Source organism: Streptomyces sp. NPDC056373, from assembly GCF_042262425.1.
In the GTDB taxonomy this organism is placed as follows: Bacteria; Actinomycetota; Actinomycetes; order Streptomycetales; family Streptomycetaceae; genus Streptomyces.
The window spans coordinates 290,300-308,972 of record NZ_JBHJPX010000006.1; the positions used below are offsets into that span (position 1 = coordinate 290,300).

At 72.0% G+C, this 18,673-nt stretch carries 14 protein-coding genes and 1 tRNA gene; 7 read left to right on the forward strand and 8 right to left on the reverse strand.

Annotated features, from left to right (window positions below):
- Positions 1-111: 111 nt before the first annotated feature.
- Both ACFCXS_RS14970 and ACFCXS_RS14975 read right to left on the reverse strand, forming a co-directional pair.
- A tRNA-Gln gene (locus tag ACFCXS_RS14970) sits at positions 112-183 on the reverse strand.
- A 12-nt stretch (positions 184-195) separates the two neighbouring features.
- Positions 196-1,068 carry a hypothetical protein gene (locus ACFCXS_RS14975; RefSeq protein ID WP_376643657.1) on the reverse strand — a complete coding sequence of 291 codons (873 nt, stop codon included), beginning with the start codon at positions 1,066-1,068 and terminating at the stop codon, positions 196-198.
- Positions 1,069-1,236: 168 nt separating this feature from the next.
- Here ACFCXS_RS14975 and ACFCXS_RS14980 point away from each other — a divergent pair, with 168 nt between their 5' ends.
- Positions 1,237-2,574 carry a sensor histidine kinase gene (locus tag ACFCXS_RS14980; RefSeq protein WP_376643658.1) on the forward strand — a complete coding sequence of 446 codons (1,338 nt, stop codon included), beginning with the start codon at positions 1,237-1,239 and terminating at the stop codon, positions 2,572-2,574.
- Positions 2,575-2,727: 153 nt separating this feature from the next.
- Here the strand turns inward: ACFCXS_RS14980 and ACFCXS_RS14985 are convergent, their stop codons facing one another.
- Positions 2,728-3,222 (reverse strand): SUKH-3 domain-containing protein, encoded by a 495-nt coding sequence (locus ACFCXS_RS14985; RefSeq protein WP_376643659.1) that lies wholly within the window; start codon positions 3,220-3,222, stop codon positions 2,728-2,730.
- A 91-nt stretch (positions 3,223-3,313) separates the two neighbouring features.
- On the reverse strand, positions 3,314-3,931 hold the full coding sequence (locus ACFCXS_RS14990; protein ID WP_376643660.1) for a YwqJ-related putative deaminase: 618 nt from the start codon (positions 3,929-3,931) through the stop codon (positions 3,314-3,316).
- A gap of 377 nt (positions 3,932-4,308) precedes the next feature.
- Here ACFCXS_RS14990 and ACFCXS_RS14995 point away from each other — a divergent pair, with 377 nt between their 5' ends.
- The 4 genes from ACFCXS_RS14995 to ACFCXS_RS15010 all read left to right on the forward strand — a co-directional run bounded on the left by ACFCXS_RS14995 (position 4,309) and on the right by ACFCXS_RS15010 (position 10,125).
- The gene (locus tag ACFCXS_RS14995; protein ID WP_376643661.1) at positions 4,309-5,313 is read left to right on the forward strand and encodes an SMI1/KNR4 family protein; all 1,005 of its coding nucleotides are present in this window, start codon (positions 4,309-4,311) and stop codon (positions 5,311-5,313) included.
- An 8-nt stretch (positions 5,314-5,321) separates the two neighbouring features.
- Positions 5,322-8,360 carry an SUKH-4 family immunity protein gene (locus tag ACFCXS_RS15000; RefSeq protein ID WP_376643662.1) on the forward strand — a complete coding sequence of 1,013 codons (3,039 nt, stop codon included), beginning with the start codon at positions 5,322-5,324 and terminating at the stop codon, positions 8,358-8,360.
- Positions 8,361-8,634: 274 nt separating this feature from the next.
- A complete protein-coding gene (locus ACFCXS_RS15005; protein WP_376643663.1) occupies positions 8,635-9,096 on the forward strand; it encodes a carboxymuconolactone decarboxylase family protein in 462 nt (153 codons plus the stop codon).
- Between the two features lie 141 nt (positions 9,097-9,237).
- Positions 9,238-10,125, forward strand: a complete 888-nt coding sequence (locus ACFCXS_RS15010; protein WP_376643664.1) for a cellulose-binding protein — start codon at positions 9,238-9,240, stop codon at positions 10,123-10,125.
- 261 nt (positions 10,126-10,386) lie between these two features.
- On the opposite strand, the gene ACFCXS_RS15015 is transcribed toward ACFCXS_RS15010, so the two are convergent.
- The 4 genes from ACFCXS_RS15015 to ACFCXS_RS15030 all read right to left on the reverse strand — a co-directional run bounded on the left by ACFCXS_RS15015 (position 10,387) and on the right by ACFCXS_RS15030 (position 14,764).
- Positions 10,387-12,000, reverse strand: a complete 1,614-nt coding sequence (locus ACFCXS_RS15015) for a cation acetate symporter (RefSeq protein WP_376643665.1) — start codon at positions 11,998-12,000, stop codon at positions 10,387-10,389.
- Entirely contained in the window at positions 11,997-12,446 is a 450-nt protein-coding gene (locus ACFCXS_RS15020; protein ID WP_376643666.1) for a DUF485 domain-containing protein, read from the reverse strand. Before ACFCXS_RS15020 ends, ACFCXS_RS15015 begins: the two co-directional genes overlap by 4 nt.
- A gap of 272 nt (positions 12,447-12,718) precedes the next feature.
- Positions 12,719-13,249: a GNAT family N-acetyltransferase gene (locus ACFCXS_RS15025; protein ID WP_376643667.1), complete on the reverse strand. Its 531-nt coding sequence runs from the start codon at positions 13,247-13,249 to the stop codon at positions 12,719-12,721.
- Positions 13,250-13,270: 21 nt separating this feature from the next.
- Positions 13,271-14,764 carry an MFS transporter gene (locus tag ACFCXS_RS15030; RefSeq protein ID WP_376643668.1) on the reverse strand — a complete coding sequence of 498 codons (1,494 nt, stop codon included), beginning with the start codon at positions 14,762-14,764 and terminating at the stop codon, positions 13,271-13,273.
- A 467-nt stretch (positions 14,765-15,231) separates the two neighbouring features.
- Between ACFCXS_RS15030 and ACFCXS_RS15035 the strand changes: the two genes are divergently transcribed.
- Both ACFCXS_RS15035 and ACFCXS_RS15040 read left to right on the forward strand, forming a co-directional pair.
- On the forward strand, positions 15,232-16,020 hold the full coding sequence (locus ACFCXS_RS15035) for an ABC transporter ATP-binding protein (RefSeq protein WP_376643669.1): 789 nt from the start codon (positions 15,232-15,234) through the stop codon (positions 16,018-16,020).
- Positions 16,017-18,596, forward strand: a complete 2,580-nt coding sequence (locus ACFCXS_RS15040; protein ID WP_376643670.1) for an ABC transporter permease — start codon at positions 16,017-16,019, stop codon at positions 18,594-18,596. Before ACFCXS_RS15035 ends, ACFCXS_RS15040 begins: the two co-directional genes overlap by 4 nt.
- The last annotated feature ends 77 nt before the right edge of the window (positions 18,597-18,673 follow it).

The following is an 18,673-nucleotide window of genomic DNA, read 5'->3' on the forward strand; positions in this document are numbered from 1 at the left end:
GGCTGTGGATGGGGTGGGGTGACATCCGCAGGATACCGGGGGGTTTTGTGGGGGTGGGGGGTGTGGGGCCTGACCGGCGTCGCGTCAGCCAGGACCCGAACTGAGTGTGTGCTCCCCTGCCAGGACTCGAACCTGGAACAAATCATCCAAAGTGACCCGTGTTGCCAATTACACCACAGGGGACTATAAACCCGGCTAATCGGACATCTCGCCAATCGGCTGGGTGGCTCCCAACACTATGCCGTACCAAGAGCCTTCGATGCGACGGTACAGGTCGGAGCTCTGTCGTACCTTGATCACGAGGCAACCTCGGTACGCCTCGCCGGTGTTCTTGCGGACGGTCTTGGGGTTGTGCCTCTTCAGCGTCGTCTTGTTGAACGCGGAGCGCTCGGCGCCCACGAGGTCGGCCCAGTACTTCTCGGCGCCCGCCACGTCGGCCGACTCATGGATCATCACGGTGAACCTGAGGCGCTCACGTTCCACTCCGAGCAGGTCGAGCCACGCCAGGAAGACCTCGATCATGCCGGGGTCGCTGTTGACGAAGCAGACGTTCTCGCGGCGGTCGTAAGGCTTGTCCTTGCTGCCTTCCGCCCAGTAGAGCCCGACACCCACGAGGAACAACTCGCGCGGTGACAGTGCGCCGACGGCCTGTTTCGCCGCCGCCTTGGTGTGCCACCGTTCCTCGTCACGGAGGTGCAGGGTGGCTTCCCAGCCCCGCCTCGCGATGGCCGAGGCCTCCTCGGGTGTCCGCTTCCGTTCCGGCTTCGGCAGATCCCGTACCCACAGCGAGATCGAACTCTTCGAGCACCCCAGCTCCACCTGGATCTGGTCGTACGTCCGGCCCTGGAGCCGTAGTTCCCTCGCCCTCTCCCTCAGGTCGTCCTTCGCGTTCGGGCGCTTCGTCCAGGCCGGTGGCGGTTCGCCCTCCAGCAGGCGGTTGAGGATGTCGTTGTTGTCGACGTGCAGCCGGTCCCGGATCTGGCGGCGGCTGAGGCCCGCGCGGCGCAGCGCCACCGCCCTCTCCCGTAGTTCCTCGAAGTCGGCGTATTTGCCGGGTGCATGTGTCATACGCATACCGTCCGGGCGGAATGCGGCCCTCCGGGGTCGAACGGTGTGCGGTTCAGCAGTTCGAGGGATATCGGGTGGTATCGCGGCCGAACGGTCACGGAGTGTGGTGTGGGCCAGTCCGGGAAATGGGACGGAAATCCGGCGGGGGCCGCCCGTAGGCTGGGAGGCATGACCGCGACGGGGGAAGACCATGTGACGGCCCGGGGAGGGCCGTGGTGGTGGGCCAGGCGGCGTAGTGCCGTGTTCGATGTGAGTCTGGCCGTGGTGTCCGCGCTGGAGTGCGCGCTGGAGGGGATCCCGTTCGCGAGGGACGCGGGGATCCCGGTGGCGGTGGGGGTCGTCTTCGGGCTGTTGGCCGGTTCCGTGCTGCTCGTGCGGCGGCGGTGGCCGATCGCCGTGGTGCTGGTGTCGATCGCGATCACGCCGGCCGAGATGGGCTTCGTGATGGGCATCGTCGGCCTGTACACGCTGGCCGCGGCGGAGCTGCCCCGGCGGATCATCGGTTCGCTGGCGGGAATGTCGCTGGTGGGGACGTTGATCGTGACGTTCGTGAAGACGCGGCAGGACATGTCGCGGGGGGACCTGGACATCGGTGACTGGTTCGTGCCGTTCGCGGCGATCACGATGTCGCTGGGCTTCACGGCGCCTCCGGTGCTGCTGGGGCTGTATGTGGGGGCGCGGCGGCGGTTGATGGAGAGCCTGCGGGAGCGGGCGGACAGTCTGGAGCGGGAGCTTCAGTTGCTGGCGGAGCGGGCGGAGGAGCGGGCCGAGTGGGCCCGGAACGAGGAGCGGACGCGGATCGCGCGGGAGATGCACGATGTGGTCGCGCATCGGGTGAGCCTGATGGTGGTGCATGCGGCGGCGTTGCAGGCGGTGGCCCGGAAGGATCCGGAGAAGGCCGTGCGGAATGCCGCGTTGGTGGGGGACATGGGGCGGCAGGCGCTGACGGAGCTGCGGGAGATGCTCGGGGTGCTGCGCAGTGGTGGGGACGGGCCGTCGCGTGAGCCGTCGGTGTCCACGTCCGCGTCCACGTCGGTGGCGGCGTCGGTGCCGTTGGCGGCGGTGGGGGTGGCGGCTGCTGCGGCTGCGGCTGCTTCGCGGGTGGCGGACGACGAGGGTCCGTGTCTTGCGGAGATCGAGGAGCTGGTGGGGCAGTCGGCTGCGGCGGGGATGGTGGTGGCGTTGTCGGTGGAGGGGGATGTGCGGTCGTATGCGCCGTTGGTGGAGCAGACGGCGTATCGGGTGGTGCAGGAGGCGTTGACGAACGTCCACAAGCATGCGGCCGGGGCGAAGACGTATGTGCGGGTGGCGCATCGGGTGTCGGAGATCGCGATGCAGGTGGAGAACGAGCCGGCTGAGGAGGCGGCGTCGTCGGCCGGGTTGCCGTCCGGGGGGAACGGGCTGGTGGGGATGAGGGAGCGGGTTTCGGCGCTGGGCGGGGTGTTCGTGTCGGGGCCGACGGATGCGGGGGGTTTTCGGGTGTCGGCGGTGATTCCGGCGTCGTAGCCCGCTGCGGCGCGTGGCCCGCTGTGGCGCGTGGCCTGCTGTGGTGCGTGGCCTGCTGTGGTGTGTGGCGTGCCGCGGTTGTGGCGTGGCGCGGTTCGGGGCCCGCCGTGGTGTGTGGCGTGCCCGCGGTGCGTGGCGCGCTTCGGCTTGTTCTCAGCCTGTGGTGAGGCGTGGGGGTGCGGTGCCGGCGATGAGGGTGGCGAGGGCGTGGTCGATGTCGGCGCCGAGGTACCAGTCGCCGGTGTGGTCGAGGGTGTAGACGCGGCCGTCGGTGTCGATGGCGAGGAGGGCCTGGCTGTCGGTTTCGGCGCCGAGGGGGCAGACGTCGGTGCCGAGGGCGCGGCCGAGGTCGCCGAGGGTGCGGGCCATGTGGAGGCCGTGGAGCGGGTCGAGGTGGAGGGCGGCGGGGGCGACCTGGCGGCCGGGGCCGGTGGGTGTGATGTGGAGTCCGCCGAATTCTGCCCAGGCCTCGACGGCTGCGGGGAAGACGGTGTGGCGGTGGCCCGCGGGGGAGGTGTGGTCGCGCAGGGCGTCGGCCCAGATCTCGGCTTGCTTGATGTCCCAGCGTCCGGGTTGCCAGCCGGCGGCGCGCAGGGCGGCGTCGACGGGCACGGCGAAGCGGGTGGTGGAGGTGCGGTCGGTGTGCATCTGCCCTTCGTCTCGTCGAGGTCATGGGGTGGCGCGGGTGTGTGTGGGCGCGCGCCGGTTCGGTGACGGTGCGGTGTGGGGGGTGGGGGCGTCAGTTGTTCTGGGACGCCGGGTCGACTATGCGGACGCCGAAGTGGGCGCTGAGCGCGGTGCAGGCGCGGCACGGGGTGGCGAAGCTGCCGTGGAGGGGGTCGCCGTCTTCGCGGATGCGGCGGGCGGTGAGTTTGGCCTGCTTGAGGGCTTTGCGTGCCTCGCCGTTGGTCATGGGTTTGCGTGCGGCGCGTTTGCTGCGGGCGGCGTCGGCGGCGGCGATGTGGCGGGAGATGAGGATGGTTTCGGCGCAGCGGCCGGTGTAGCGGTCGCGTTGGGCGCTGGGGAGGCTGTCGAGGAAGTCCTGGACGAGGGGGTGCAGGGCGGGGGGTGTGTCGGCGCGTGCGGCGGTGCCGGTGAGGGTGGCGCCGCGGACGGAGAGTGCGGCGGCGACGGTGGGGAGGATGCCGTCGCGGCGGTGCCGGAGGGCGGGGGCGTGGGCGCTTTCGGTGGTGCTCCAGCCGATGCGGGGGTCGCCGCCTCTGGGGTCGCCGTCGCGGGGGGCGCCGTTTCTCGGGTCGCCGGCCAGGGGGCCGGTGTCGTGGCTGCCGCCTCGGGGGTCGCCGTTTCGTGGGTCGGCGGACCGGCCGGTGTGTGGTCCCGTCTGCGTCGCGTTCATGATCGTCTTCCCCTCCGTGCATCCCCCCGGGGGTCACAGACTGCCAAATGCCGTGGCCGGTGCGGAAGCTGGGGCGCGGCGACACGCCCGTAGCGGGTTGTGCCGTCACGGTGGGGTGACGGCTGGTCACGGAAGCGGAGGGGGTGCCGGCCGGTGCCGGTGACCGGTGTCGTCGTACCGCATAGGCTGTCGGCACCGTGGGCGATGCGGTGATCCGTTCGGGGTTCGATGCAGTGAACCGGAGGGTGATCCGTGAGGTCGGTGCGTGCGGTGAAGTGCAGAGAAGTCGAGACAGCAGACGTGACAGTCGATACGGGTCGTAGTGCGCCGAAGGTGGTCAATACGGGTCGTACAGAGTGCCGCAGGGGGCAACCGCCATGACGACAGGTCGGCTCGGGCAGCAAGCCGCGCCGCCGAACGCGGCCTACGCCGGGCAGGTCGTGCATTTCCCGGATCCGGTCCGGGCGGCCCGTCACCCGAGAGGGGTACGGGTCGACGAGCACGGTTACCCCGACTTCTCGGCTTACGCGCGGGCGGCGGCGGAGATCGCGGAGCCTCCGGAGGGTTTCGGTGTCGACGAGTTGCGGCTGACGGACTACGTGTCGGCGAACACGGCGTTGTCGGCGTCGGGGCACGAGTTGTGGGACACGGTGCCGGCGGTGGCGACGCCGCACGGCTGGACGTGGCACCACGTGGTGGGCACGCGGCGGCTGGAGCTGGTTCCGGTCGAGGTGAAGGCGCTGCTGCGGCATCACGGGGGTGTGGCGACGTCGGGCGTCGACCATGCCAAGCGGGGCACGCGGCCGTTGCAGGAGACGCGTCCGGCGCACTTCGGTCTGCCGAAGTCGGGTGTGGCGGTGACGGAGTCGCAGGTGCAGGGCGTGGAGGAGGACCTCGGCTACCGGCTGCCGGGTGCGTACCGGTCGTTCCTGAAGGCGGCGGGTGGCTGTGCGCCGGTGGGTGCCGCGTTGGACGCGGAGCTGGGGCTGCTGGTGGACCAGCCGTTCTTCACGGTGCGCGACGAGGCGGCGGTCAATGACCTCGTCTACGTCAACAAGTGTCTGCGTGACCATCTGACCAAGGACTATCTGGGGATCGCGTTCGTCCAGGGCGGGCTGCTGGCCGTGAAGGTGAAGGGCGAGCGGATCGGTTCGGTGTGGTTCTGCGCGTACGACGACGCGCGGGACGTGGATCCCTCGGTGCCGCCGGCGGAGCGCGTGGAGCGGTTGCTGCTGCATTGCGGGGACGACTTCGATGTCTTCCTGTCGCGGCTGGCGGGCGATCCGCCGGAGTTGGAGACGGTGGCGAACCTGATGGTGGACGGCGGGTTCGCGCGTGTGGTGCCGGTGGGCGCGGTGTCGTCCTCGGCCGTGGGGGAGTGAGGTCGGCGATGGTGACCTTCGCGCAGGCGCAGGAGCGCGCCGAGGAGTGGATCAACGGGGATGTGCCGTCGTACCAGCATCGTGAGGTGCGGGTGCGGGAGTTCGACCTCGGGTTCGTGGTGTGGGCCGAGGACCGGGCGGACGGGCCGCGTTCGGACGGCGGTGCGCAGCGGCTGGTGCTCGCGCGGGACAGTGGCGAGGCGACGCTGTGGCCCGGGTTGCCGGTGGGTGAGGTGATCCGCCGGTACGAGGAGGAGTACGGCCGTCCGGACGCGGTGGACGAGCCGGCCCCGGCCGCGCCTGCGGCGAGGGTGGATCTGAACCAGACGTCGTTCCTGCTGACTCCGCCGGAGTGGTTGCAGGACGCGGCGGACAAGTTGGGTATTCCGGATCGGCGGGGTGCGGGGGCGGGCGCAGGGGCTGAGGCTCAGGCGGCTTCTGTTGCCGGGGAGCCGGGTTCCGGCTCTGCTGCGGGTCCTGGTCCTGGGTCCGGCTCTGCTGCCGGTTCTGGCAGCGGTTCTGGTTCCGGTTCTGGCAGCGGTTCTGGTTCCGGGGCGGCGGCCGGCGGGGGGCTCGCCGGGGGTGGTGTCACTCCTGCGCAGGGTGCGCCCGTCGCGCCGGGGAGTGGTGCGTCGTGGCCGGTGGCCGGGGGCGAGGACCCCGGGGCTGACGCGGCTGCTTCGGGGGCTCCCGGTGCGTCGGATGTGCCGGGTGTGCCGGAGGGGGCGACGCCCTGGGCCGGTACGGACACCACCGCGGACGCGGGTGACGACCGTTCCGTGCCGTTGCCGGCGACGGTCTTCGCGCCGCCGCTGGGCGAGGCCGACCGCGACGTTCCGCCGCCCTCGACGATGCCCGAGGCCAAGACGACTCTGATGTCGGGTGGCAGCCGGCTTCCGCCGACGGCGTTGTCGCCCGCGGTCGACGACCCGAACGCCCAGGGGCCGGGGGCGGCGCCCGCGCCCGGTGGCCCGGGGTACGGCTACCCGGCAGCGCCGGGAGGTGCTCCGGGAGTGCCGGGGACGCCGCCCGGCGGTGTGCCGCAGGGCGGTACGCCTCCGCCGGCGCCCGGTGCGCAGCCGTACGGGTATCCGCAGCAGCCGGGGGGTGCGCCGCCGCAGGGCAGTACGCCGGCGCCTGGCGCGCAGCCGTACGGGTATCCGCAGCAGCCGGGCAGCGTGCCGCCTCAGGGAAGCACGCCGCCGCCTGCCGCTGCGAACGCCGGTGACATCGCTGACGCCGCGACCAGCAAGGCGGCTCCGCCGCCCGGGCGCCGCGGTGCGGGTCCGTCCACCCCGCCCCCTCCGGGCGCCCCGGGGACGCCCGGTGCTCGGCAGGGCAGTACGCCGCCGCCGTCCGGGCCCGGGGCGTCGGGCACTCCCGCGGGCGGGTACGTCCCGACGCAGATGGTGTCGGCGCTCGGGCCCGACGGTCCGGGCGGGCCCGGGGACTCTTCGGGTGGGGGCGTGCCGATGCCGCCGCCCGCGGCCCCTGGCGCCCCGGGTGCGCCCGGCGTTCCGCACGCGGGCCCGGGTGCTCCTGGCGCTCCCGGCACGCCGAACCCGCCCGGGCCTCCGGGTGCGCCGCAGCCTCCGGGCGCCCCGGGCGGTACGCCGCCCGGCGGTGTCCACCATGCCGCCACGATGCTCGCCGACCCCGGCCGGATGGGCCCGGGCGCGCCGCAGCCGCCGGGGCCGCCCGGGGCGCCCGGCGCTCCTGGCGCGCCCCAGCCTCCGGGTGCTCCCAACCCGCCCGGTGCGCCTGGCGTTCCGCGGCACCCGGGCGCCCCGGGCGTCACACCGCCCGGCGGACCGGGGCCCGTGCACCACGCGGAGACCATGCTGGCCGCGCCCCCGCCGGGCGGGCCCGGCGTGCCTCCGCCGCCGCAGGCCCCCGGCGTACCACCGGCCGCCCCTGGTGCGCCCGGTGCGCCCCCGGTGCCGCCGGGGATGCCGGGTGCGGTGCCGCCCGGCATCCCCCCCGGTGCCATGCCTCCGGGCGCGATGCCGCCGCCCGGCCCGCCCGGGCCCGGGCAGCCGCCGGCGTACGGCTATCCGCAGCAGCCCACGGGGCAGCCGACCGTCGGCCCCGGCTACCAGGCCGTGCTGCGCTACCGCGCGCAGGACGGCTCCGAGCAGCAGCTGATCCGGCGTTCGGCGCCGGGCACGCCGCATCCGGAGTGGCAGATCTTCCACGAGCTGCGGGCCATGAACGTGCCCCCGGACCAGGTGCTGGAGCTGCACACCGAGCTGGAGTCGTGCGAGCTGCCGGGTGCGTACTGCGCGCGGATGATCCGGGAGCAGTGGCCGCAGGCGCGGATCACGAGCATCGCGCCGTACGGGACGGACCACGCGAGCCGGCAGCAGGGCATGCAGCAGCTGCTGGCCCACCAGGGCGAGTTGCACCAGGTGGCGGACGGCCCGGCGCGTCCGGCTCCGGTGCGTGCTCCGCTGCCGCCGGTGCAGGCGGCTCCGCCGATTCCGCCGGAGGCCATCGGACAGGAGCTCGGGGCCGCGTTCGGTCCGGGGGTGTTCCGGTTCGAGCAGGCCGCCGTGTCGCGGCAGGGTGTGCCGCCGGTCGTGGCGCACACGCTGGTGGCGGCCGGGCTGCCGATGGACATGGGTCCGTTCTTCTGGGCGCAGGCCCAGCCGGGGCGGCCCGTTCCGACGCTGGCGGAGCTGGCGGCCGAGCGCGGTGTGCAGCCGGCCTCGGACGCGGGTTCCTATCTGGTGATGGGCAGCGACTTCGGCAAGGCGATCTGCGTGCAGTACGGCACGGCGAACATCGTGGCCGTGCCGGTGGAGGCGGGGCCGGGCGGGGCGCCGGTGCCGCCGCAGTTCGTGAACACCGGGCTGCCGGAGTTCGCGCGCTGCCTCGCCCTGCTGGGGCGGATGTGGCGGCTGCGGTTCGGGCTGAACCAGGAGCAGGCGGGCCGCTGGACCGTCGACTTCCAGGCGCAGCTGGCCGCGCTCGACCCGGCGGCGCTGGGGTCGCCGGAGAGCTGGTGGTCGGTCCTGCTGGAGGAGATGTGGGACGGACTGCTGTGACGCGTCGCCGCTGACGTGCCGTACGGAGCCGGGTCCGGTCGCTCACACGACCGGGCCCGGCTCTCTCGTGCCCGCGGTGTCTCGCTCTCTCGTGCCTGCCCGGGGGGCGCTCTTTCCTGCCCCCGGGGTCTCGCTCTCTCGTGCCTGCCGGGCCCGGCTTCTCGTGCCCCCCGGGGTCTCGCGGTGGGATTCTCGCGCCGGGCTGTCACACCTCCCGCCGCTGTTCCGTCAGTGCAGTGACAGCGATGCACCGCCGACTCAGGAGGCAGAGATCATGCAGGCACGGATGACGAACCCGGCGTATGTCCTTTCCGGTGCGATGAAGGGCATCGGCACCCTCTTCCAGGCGATCGGCGAGGGCGGTCTGGCGCAGGAGACGGCGGAGATCGTCGGGCTGCGCGCCAGTCAGATCAACGGCTGCGGGGCCTGCGTGCACGGTCACGTTGCCAATCTCCGTAAGAACGGGGTCGGCGAGGAGCGCATCGCGGCCGTCGCCGCGTGGCGGCACGCGCCCTTCTTCTCGGACGCCGAGCGGGCCGCGCTGAAGCTGACCGAGGCGATGACGAGGCTTTCGGACCTGTCGGGGGAGTCGGTCCCGGACGTGCTGTGGGACGAGGTGGCCGACCACTTCGACGAGAAGGAGCTCTCCGCGCTGATCCTCACCGTCGCGGTCACCAACATGTTCAACCGCATCAACACGACCGTCCAGGAGCCCGCGGGCACCAGCTGGGGCTGAGCGGCGTACGGCCCGGTCGGGTTCCGTGACCTCTGTGCGGAGTGTCGCGTTATGAACGCTTCCGTCTGATCCACCAAGATGTGCGCGAAATCATCCGATTTCTAGTGTGACGTCACATCGGTGTGGTGGAGAGGGGTCCGGATGAGCGGCACGACGGGGTCACCGCACGGCTTCAGGGCCGTGCGGGGGCGCGGTTACCGTCCCGAGCAGGTCGATCAGTACGCCGGGGCCCTGTCCGCGGACCGGGACGCGGCCTGGGAGAGGGCGGCCCGGCTGACGGTGCTCGCCCGGGAGATGGGCGAGGAGCTGGGGCGGCTGCGTGAGGCCGTGGGCCAACTGGCCCCACAGCACTACGACACGCTCGGCGAGCGGGCCCGGCAGCTCTTCGAGCTCGCCGGACAGGAGGCCGCGTCCGTGCGGGAAGGGGCATGCGTCGAGGCGGCGCACCTCCTGGACGGGGCGCGGGCGTCCGCGGCCGAGGTGCGCGAGTCCGCCCAGACCGACGCCGATGAGGTACGCGCCGATGCCGACGAACGCGTCCGGCAGCGGCTGCTCGCCGCGCACGCGGAGGCCGACGAGATCCTCGGCGCGGCCCGGCGTGAGGCGCAGGAGGAGCGGGGCGAGGCGCTGGCCGCGTTGCGGGAGATGCAGCAGCGCACCTCCGGGATGCTGGCCGAGCAGGACAAGGAACACGCCGAGCGGTGGGCACAGACCGAACGGGCGGAGGCCGCCAGGGCGACCGCCCTCGACACCGAGTACGAGCAGGAGATGAGGGCCGCTCACGACGCGTTGTGCGAGGTGGAGCAGGTCTACGCCGACGCGGAGGCGTCCGCCCAGGACCTGGAGGACGAAGCCCGGGCCCGTGCGGCGGAGCAGCTCGCGCGGGCTCACGAGCACATGGAGACCGTCGAGGAGGAAACGGACCGGCTCCTCGACGAACACGCCGGGCAGCGCGACGACGTCCTGGCTCACATCGACCACATCCACGCCAGCCTGACGGACTGGGCGGGACAGGTGGCGGCGGAGTGATGCCCCGCGTCGTCGTGTGACGCGCCGTCGAGGCAGCGCCGTTCGAGCCGGGGCGTCGGGGCCGGTTGGCCGGGTGGCAGGGCGGCCGGGTGGCAGGGCGGCAGGGCGGCCGGGTGGCAGGGCGGCCGGGTGGCCGGGTGGCCGGGTGGCAGGGTGGCAGGGCGGCCGGGGCCGGGCGGTCGGACCGGCCGTGTCCGCCGCCCGGCACCGTCCGAGCGGCGGCACCGTACGTGCGCCGCGTCGGCTGCCGTGCCGACCGTGTCAGTGGTCCCTGCGGGCCGCGCCTGCCAGGATCCAGCCCTCCACCGCCTCGTACTGGTGGCGCTGTTCCTCCGCCTGCCGGTGGCCGGAGACCATCGTGCCGAGCCAGCCGAAGGCGAAGCCCAGGGGTATGGAGACCAGCCCTGTGGTGGTGAACGGGAACCAGTTGAAATCGGCCTCGGGGAAGGCCGAGACGGGTGAGCCGGAGACCAGGTTGGTGCCCGGCATCAGCAGCAGGACGGCCAGGGAGCCGCCGATGAGGGTGCTGAGCAGGCCCGTTCGGGTGTAGCGGCGCCAGAACAGGCTGTAGACCAGCGCGGGTGCGATGGCCGAGGCGCCCAGGCAGAAGGACAGGGTCACCAGCGGCTGGAGGCTGCGGTGCTGGACCTGGGTGGCCAGCACGATCGCGGGGAGACCCACGGCCAGGGCCGACAACCGGGCCACGGTCATCTCGCGGCGCGGTGACATCTCCTGCACCCGGGCCGCGAACACGTCGTGCGCGAGGGAGTTGGCGCAGGCCAGGATCATGCCGGCGACGGAGGCGAGCAGCGTGAGGAAGACCGCCGTTGTGACGGTCGTGAACAGGAACGTCTCCGCCGCCGACACGTCCGCTCCGAACGCCGCCTGGGATCCCAGCAGATACGCCGTGTTGCCGCGCGGGTCGACCTGCGCGATCATCTCCCGTCCGACCAGCGCGGTCGCGCCGAAGCCGACGACCGTGATGACGAGGACGAACAGGGCCACACCCGACACCGCCCAGGACATCGAGCGCCGTACCTGCCGGGCGCTGGAGGCCGTGTACATGCGCATGGTGACATGCGGCAGCACACCGCCGCCGAGGACGACCGTCAGCTGTGCGGTGATCATGTCCAGGTCGGGGCTGGGGCCGCCGGCGAACTGCAGGCCCGAGGAGAGGAACCCCGAGCCCACGCCGCTGTTCTGTGCGGCCGCGCCGAACAAAGCGCCCGGGTCCCAGTCGAACCGGTTCAGGATCAGCACCGCGACCACCAGGCCGGAACCGAGCAGCATCACGATCTTCAGGATCTGGATGAGGGCGGTGCCCTTCATGCCGCCGATCGCCGCGTAGCTGATCATCAGCGCGCCCACGCCGATGATGCAGCCCGTCTGCAGTGACTCGCCGGAGAAGCCGAGGATGAACGCCATCAGCTGCCCGGTACCCGCCAGCTGCACGAGCATCAGCGGCAGCAGCGCCGCCAGGGTCACCGCGCAGGCCGCGATGCGGACGCCGCGTCCGGGGGTGCGCCGGGTGAGCGCGTCGCCCATGGTGAACCGGCCCGCGTTGCGCAGCGGTTCGGCCAGCAGGAACATCAGCAGCATCAGCGACAGGGCCGTGCTCAGCGCCAGCACGACCCCGTCGTAGCCGAACAGCGCGATGACGCCGCCGGTGCCGAGGACGGTCGCCGCGGAGATGTAGTCGCCCGCGATCGCCAGGCCGTTGCGCATGGGCGACAGGGAGCTGTAGCCGGTGTAGAACTCGTCCAGGTCGTCCCGGTCCGGGCCGGTCATCACGCACAGCAGCAGCGTGACCGTGGCGACGGCGGAGAAGCCGACCAGGGACATCGTCTGGGCGTTACCGCTGAAATCGGTGTTCATCGGGCCCCCTCCCGCCTCGCGTCCAGCTCGGCCAGCTTGCGTATCCGGTCCGCGATCGGGTCGACGCGGCGCCGGGCCGTCTGCTCGTACAGGGCGATCGCCAGCCAGGTCACGGGGACCTGGACGATCGCGAGCAGCAGTCCGGTGGGCAGGCCGTCGGTGACGGTGCTCGTCATGAACGACGGGGCGAACGCCGACAGGATCAGGAAGAGGGTGAAGTAGCCGAGCGCCGTGAGCGTGGCCACGCGCCGCTGCCGGCGATAGGCGCTGCGCAGGACCCGCAGGTCGCTGTGGTGTCCGAGCGCGGCGTGGCGCTGGGGTCGCCGTCCGGCCGGTTCGGGCGCCTCCTGCGGGGCCCAGGGGTAGGTGTCGTACGTGTACGGGTCGTAGGGCGGGGGCGGATCGGGTGGTCGGTACCGGTGGGAGGGGGACGGGTCGTAGGACATCCCGGTTCTCCTTGCGAGGTGGGATCCGGTGCGGCGGGCCGCAGGGAGGTGGGGGGCGGGAGCCACGCACGTTACTTCGGAGTAAGGGTCCAGCGCGAGGATTTCGGCAAACTGATCGGTCGGTATGCGCTTACCGTCAGGACCTCGGGTGTTACCCGCGCCGACTCGGCTTTCTCGCGGTTCCCGGTGCCTCGCCCGAGGTGGACCAGCGCCGCGACCACCGGTGGGGTCGAGAGCGCGCCGGGCGGAACTTCTGCCGTCGCCGTCCGGCCCTAAGGACGCTGCGGGGGGCCCTGAGGACCCTCGGGGGCGGCGTCGAGGAGCCTGCGCTCGTAGCGGACCCCCGGCCGTCCACCCACCGTCGCGTTCTCCACCCGGACGAAACCGCTGCGGGCCAGCACCCTCATGGAAGCCGGGTTGTCGAGGGTCGTGCGTGCGGTGAGGGACGTCAGGCCGTAGTCGGTCGCCGCCAGCCGGCACACCTGCGCGACGGCCGCCGTCGCCACGCCCCGGCCCGCGGCCTGTTCGCCGACGCGGTAGCCCAGTTCGGCGCTGCCGTCCACCAGGTCCATCAGGTTCACCCGGCCGATCAGCTCACCGTCCTCCCCGAGGACGACATGGAAGCGGCACACGCGCGCGTGCTGCTCCTCCAGGAGCGCCCGGAGGCGGGCGGCGAACCCGGCCGGCGTGAAGAAGGCGTCCCCGCGGTCCGGCACCGTGCGGGCGAAGTACGCCCGGTTCTCCCGTTCGAAGGCCAGCAGGGCGTCCGCGTGATCCGCCCGCAGGGGCTCCAAGGTCACCATGGGCGCCGACGATACGGAGGGTCAGTCCGTCAGCACCGGGAATTTCCTGGGCGCGAGGAACAGCAGCACCAGGAACGCCAGGGCCGCCGCGCACGCCGCCCCCAGGTAGACCGCGTGCACCGCCTCGGCGATCGCCCGCCGGGTCGCCTCCGGCGCGCTGCCCGAATCGAGCGCCCGCGTCACCGAGTCCAGGTCGCCCGCGCCGCCGAGCCGCGCGGCCAGCACCCCGTTGGCGACCGCCCCGAACACCGCGGCGCCGATCGTCTGGCCGGTCTGGCGGCAGAACAGCACGGACGCGGTCGTCGTACCGCGCTCCGCCCAGCCCACCGTCGACTGCACGCCGACGATCAGCGGCAGCTGGAACAGGCCCAGCGCGGAGCCCAGCAGCAGCATCAGCAGCGTCGGCTGCCACGCCTGCCCGGGATAGGGCAGGAAGGGGAACGCGAACAGGATCAGCGCGGCCGTGCCGATGCCCAGCATCGCCGTGTTGCGGAAACCGATCCTGCGGTACACGTGCTGGCTCAGGGCCGCCGACACCGGCCAGCTCAACGTCCAGACGGACAGCACGAATCCGGCGGCCACGGGTGCGAGGCCCAGCACCGACTGGGCGTAGGTGGGCAGGAAGACCGACGGCGCGACCATCAGCAGCCCCAGCGCGCCCAGGGCCAGATTGACCGCGGCGATCGTGCGGCGCCGCCACACCCAGCCCGGGATGATCGGGTCCGCGGCCCGGCGCTCCACCAGCACCACGACCCCGACCAGGGCGAGTCCCGCGCCGAACAGCGCCAGGGAGGGCGCCGACAGCCACGGCCACGCCACCCCGCCCTGCACCAGTGCCGTGAGCAGAACGCCGCCGCAGGCGAACACCGCGAGCGCCCCCGCCCAGTCCACGCGCGCGTGCGCGGTGGCCTCCCGCTCCGGCTCGTGGAGGTGACGGACGATCAGCCACAACGCGACGGCGCCGATCGGCAGATTGACCAGGAAGATCCACCGCCAGTCCGCGTACGCGGCGAGCACCCCGCCCAGGCCCGGGCCGGCGACCGCGGACACCGCCCACACCGTGGAGAGCTTCGACTGGATCCTGGGGCGCTCCTTCAGCGGGTACAGGTCGGCGGCGAGCGTCTGCACCGTGCCCTGCAGCGCGCCGCCGCCCAGGCCCTGCACGAGGCGGAAGGCGATGAGCGCCCCCATGTTCCACGCCAGCGCGCACAGCAGGGACCCGAGCAGGAAGACCACCGACCCGGCGATGAGGACCGGTTTGCGGCCGAAGGTGTCGGAGAGCTTGCCGTACACGGGCAGGGTGACGGTCACGGCCAGCAGATAGCCGGAGAACAGCCAGGAGAAGACGGAGAAGCCTCCGAGGTCCCCGACGATCTGCGGGACGGCGGTCGAGACGATGGTCGCGTCGAGCGCCGCCAGCGCCATCGAGAGCATCAACGCCGCGACGACGGGCCCGCGCCGGCCGGTCGCGGCGGGACGTGCGGCCTCACGCGCCGCGGAACTGGTGCTGCCCACCCGGTGCCTCCCCCTCGCCCCGGCCACGCCCGCGCCACGGGCCCCTCGTGTGTCTGCCCCTTGCAGCTATCTGTCGCGGACAGCTTCCCACTTGACCCGGACGCAGCGGGAGGGTGGAGCCTGGGTGGGCCGACGGGTGGAGCGAACCCTGAGAAGGCCTCCACCCTCCGGTGGAGTGCCCCTAGGGGTACCTCCGTACTACGACCTGGGGAGGGTTCGTACCGACGGAGGACGAGAGGGCCGGGGGGCCTTCCTTAACCTGGCTTTACGCCGCCGGGGGGCGGTCCGGAACACCGGCGGGGGTGGGGTTTTCCACAGCAAAAGACTGCGCTGAACACCAGGGCGCGGTAACCCTCCCCGCCACGAGACTGAAACGCGTCGGACGGTTCCTGATCAGGCACCGCGCACAGCGGCTGCCGACCGGGCGACCGCCTTCACCATCTGCTGACCGATATAGGAGACATACCGTGACTTCGGCTGTGACCATTCCCAGGCACGGGGGTACTGGAGGGCGTACGGCCGTTGCCGCGCGGGCACGGCAGGTCGTGAAGGCGTACGGATCCGGAGAGACCCGGGTCGTCGCCCTCGACCACGTCGACGTGGACATCGCACGCGGCCAGTTCACCGCGATCATGGGCCCCTCGGGGTCCGGCAAGTCCACCCTCATGCACTGCCTCGCCGGGCTCGACACCGTGACGGGCGGCCAGATCTATCTCGACGAGACCGAGATCACCGGGCTGAAGGACAAGAAGCTCACACGGCTGCGCCGGGACCGGATCGGGTTCATCTTCCAGGCGTTCAACCTGCTGCCGACACTGAACGCGATCGAGAACATCACCCTGCCCATGGACATCGCGGGCCGCAAGCCGGACAAGGAGTGGCTGACGCGCGTCGTGGAGACCGTGGGGCTCGCCGACCGCCTCAGGCACCGGCCCACCCAGCTGTCCGGCGGCCAGCAGCAGCGCGTCGCCGTGGCCCGGGCACTCGCCGCCCGGCCCGAGATCATCTTCGGGGACGAGCCGACCGGAAACCTCGACTCCCGCGCCGGCGCCGAGGTCCTGGGCTTCCTGCGACGGTCCGTCGACGAGCTGGGCCAGACCATCGTGATGGTCACCCACGACCCCGTGGCGGCCAGTTACGCGGACCGCGTGCTGTACCTCGCCGACGGCCGCATCGTCGACGAGATGTACAAGCCGACCGCGGACGCCGTGCTCGACCGCATGAAGGACTTCGACGCCCGGGGGCGCACGTCATGACCGTCATGAAGACCTCGATGCGCAACTTCCTCGCGCACAAGGGGAGGATGGCGCTCTCCGCGATCGCCGTCCTGCTGTCGGTCGCCTTCGTCTGCGGCACGCTCGTCTTCACGGACACCATGTCGACGACGTTCGACAAGCTCTTCGCGGCCACCTCCTCCGACGTGACGGTGAGCGCCAAGGGCGCCTCCGACACCGGCGAGACCACCGCCGACAACGGCAAGCCGCCGGTCATGCCGGCCTCCGTGCTGGGTGAGGTCCGCAAGGCGCAGGGCGTGAAGTCCGCCGAGGGAACGGTGTTCTCCACCTCGGTGACCGTCGTCGACGGCGACAAGGACAACCTGTCGCCCTCCAGCGGCGCCCCGACCATCGTGGGCAGCTGGAACGGCAACGACGCCCGCACCATGAAGATCACCTCCGGCGCGGCGCCCAAGGGGGCCGGGCAGATCATGGTCGACGCCGACACCGCCGACAAGCACGACCTGAAGCTCGGTGACGAGATCGGTGTGATCAGCGCCGTCGGCACCCACACCGCGAAGATCTCCGGCATCGCCGACTTCACCGTCACCAACCCCGGCGCCGCGATCTTCTACGTCGACACGAAGACCGCCCAGCGGACCCTGGTCGGCGAGAGCGACGTGTACACCAACGTCAACGTCACCGCGGCCGCCGGCGTCAGCGACGCGCAGCTGAAGAAGAACGTCACGGCCGAACTCGGCGGCGGCTTCCAGGTGAAGACGGCCAAGGAGACCGCCGACGCCAACCAGAAGGACGTCGAGGGCTTCATGAACGTCATGAAGTACGCGATGCTCGGCTTCGCCGGGATCGCCTTCCTCGTCGGCATCTTCCTGATCATCAACACCTTCTCCATGCTGGTCGCCCAGCGCACCCGGGAGATCGGCCTGATGCGGGCCGTCGGCTCCTCCCGCAAGCAGGTCAACCGCTCCGTGCTGGCCGAGGCGCTGCTGCTCGGCGTCGCCGGATCGGTGCTCGGCGTCGGCGCGGGCGTCGGCCTCGCCGTCGGCCTGATGAAGCTCATGGGCCAGATGGGCATGGAACTGTCCACCGACGACCTCACCGTCGCCTGGACGACCCCCGTGGTCGGCCTCGTCCTCGGCGTGATCGTCACCGTGCTGGCCGCCTACCTGCCCGCCCGGCGCGCCGGCAAGATCTCCCCGATGGCCGCCCTGCGCGACGCGGGAGCCCCCGCGGACGCCAAGGCCGGCTGGATCCGGGCCGCGATCGGCACGGTCCTCACCGGCACCGGCGGCTTCGCCCTCTACCTCGCGTCGGCGGCCGACAAGGCCAAGGACGGCTCCATGTGGCTCGGCCTCGGCATCGTGCTGTCGCTGATCGGCTTCGTCGTCATCGGCCCGCTGCTCGCCGGCGCCGTGGTCCGCGTCCTGGGCGCCGTCCTGCTGCGCATGTTCGGCCCCGTCGGCCGCATGGCCGAGCGCAACGCCCTGCGCAACCCGCGCCGTACCGGCGCGACCGGCGCCGCGCTGATGATCGGGCTCGCCCTGGTGGCCTGCCTGTCGGTGGTCGGCTCCTCCATGGTGGCGTCCGCCACCGACCAGCTCGACAAGACCGTCGGCACCGACTTCATCATCCAGTCCGACAGCGGCCAGCTGATCACCCCGCAGGCGGTCAAGGCCGCGAAGTCGGCGACGGACGTGGAGCGGGTCACCGAGTACAAGTGGACCGAGGCCGACTTCACCACCCCCGACGGCAAGACGCTCAAGGACACGGCGATCACCGCGGCCGACCCGTCCTACGCGACGGACCTGCGCACCGAGACCGTCGCCGGCAAGCTCCCCGACGCCTACAAGCCCGACTCGATGTCCGTGCACGAGAAGTTCGCCAAGCACCACCGCATCGGCCTCGGCTCCAAGATCAAGGTGGCCTTCACCGACGGCCGTAGCGCCGACCTGACGGTCCGGGCGATCACCAGCAGCGACGTCGTGATCGACGCGGGCGCGATGTACACGTCCATCTCGACGATGGCGAAGTACGTCCCGGCCGACAAGATGCCCCTGGACCAGCTGCTCTTCGTCAGCGCCGAGGACGGACGGCAGGACGCCGCCTACACGTCCCTGAAGTCGGCGCTGCACGACTACCCGCAGTACACCGTGCGCGACCAGACCGACTACAAGGACGCCCTGAAGGACCAGATCGGCCAGCTGCTCAACATGATCTACGGCCTGCTGGCCCTGGCGATCATCGTCGCCGTCCTGGGCGTCGTGAACACCCTGGCCCTGTCGGTGGTGGAGCGCACCCGCGAGATCGGCCTGATGCGGGCGATCGGCCTCTCCCGCCGCCAGCTGCGCCGCATGATCCGTATGGAGTCGGTCGTCATCGCCCTCTTCGGTGCCCTGCTGGGCCTCGGACTGGGCATGGGCTGGGGCGCGACGGCACAGCAGCTGCTCGCCCTCGAGGGCCTGATGGTCCTGGACATCCCCTGGCCGACGATCATCGGCGTCTTCATCGGCTCGGCGTTCGTGGGCCTGTTCGCGGCACTCGTCCCGGCGTTCCGGGCAGGCCGGATGAACGTCCTGAACGCCATCGCGACGGAGTAGCGGGTCGTCACCGAGAACCACCGCACACGGGGGTTGCGGGGGACCCGGCGCCGGGGAGTCCAGTCCAGGGCTCCCCG

What these genes read in the sequence shown, in the direction of transcription:
- ACFCXS_RS14975 (WP_376643657.1), bottom strand. Translation starts at nt 1,068, where the DNA reads ATGACACATGCACCCGGCAAATACGCCGACTTCGAGGAACTACGGGAG.
- ACFCXS_RS14980 (WP_376643658.1), top strand. Translation starts at nt 1,237, where the DNA reads ATGACCGCGACGGGGGAAGACCATGTGACGGCCCGGGGAGGGCCGTGG.
- ACFCXS_RS14985 (WP_376643659.1), bottom strand. Translation starts at nt 3,222, where the DNA reads ATGCACACCGACCGCACCTCCACCACCCGCTTCGCCGTGCCCGTCGAC.
- ACFCXS_RS14990 (WP_376643660.1), bottom strand. Translation starts at nt 3,931, where the DNA reads ATGAACGCGACGCAGACGGGACCACACACCGGCCGGTCCGCCGACCCA.
- ACFCXS_RS14995 (WP_376643661.1), top strand. Translation starts at nt 4,309, where the DNA reads ATGACGACAGGTCGGCTCGGGCAGCAAGCCGCGCCGCCGAACGCGGCC.
- ACFCXS_RS15000 (WP_376643662.1), top strand. Translation starts at nt 5,322, where the DNA reads ATGGTGACCTTCGCGCAGGCGCAGGAGCGCGCCGAGGAGTGGATCAAC.
- ACFCXS_RS15005 (WP_376643663.1), top strand. Translation starts at nt 8,635, where the DNA reads ATGCAGGCACGGATGACGAACCCGGCGTATGTCCTTTCCGGTGCGATG.
- ACFCXS_RS15010 (WP_376643664.1), top strand. Translation starts at nt 9,238, where the DNA reads ATGAGCGGCACGACGGGGTCACCGCACGGCTTCAGGGCCGTGCGGGGG.
- ACFCXS_RS15015 (WP_376643665.1), bottom strand. Translation starts at nt 12,000, where the DNA reads ATGAACACCGATTTCAGCGGTAACGCCCAGACGATGTCCCTGGTCGGC.
- ACFCXS_RS15020 (WP_376643666.1), bottom strand. Translation starts at nt 12,446, where the DNA reads ATGTCCTACGACCCGTCCCCCTCCCACCGGTACCGACCACCCGATCCG.
- ACFCXS_RS15025 (WP_376643667.1), bottom strand. Translation starts at nt 13,249, where the DNA reads ATGGTGACCTTGGAGCCCCTGCGGGCGGATCACGCGGACGCCCTGCTG.
- ACFCXS_RS15040 (WP_376643670.1), top strand. Translation starts at nt 16,017, where the DNA reads ATGACCGTCATGAAGACCTCGATGCGCAACTTCCTCGCGCACAAGGGG.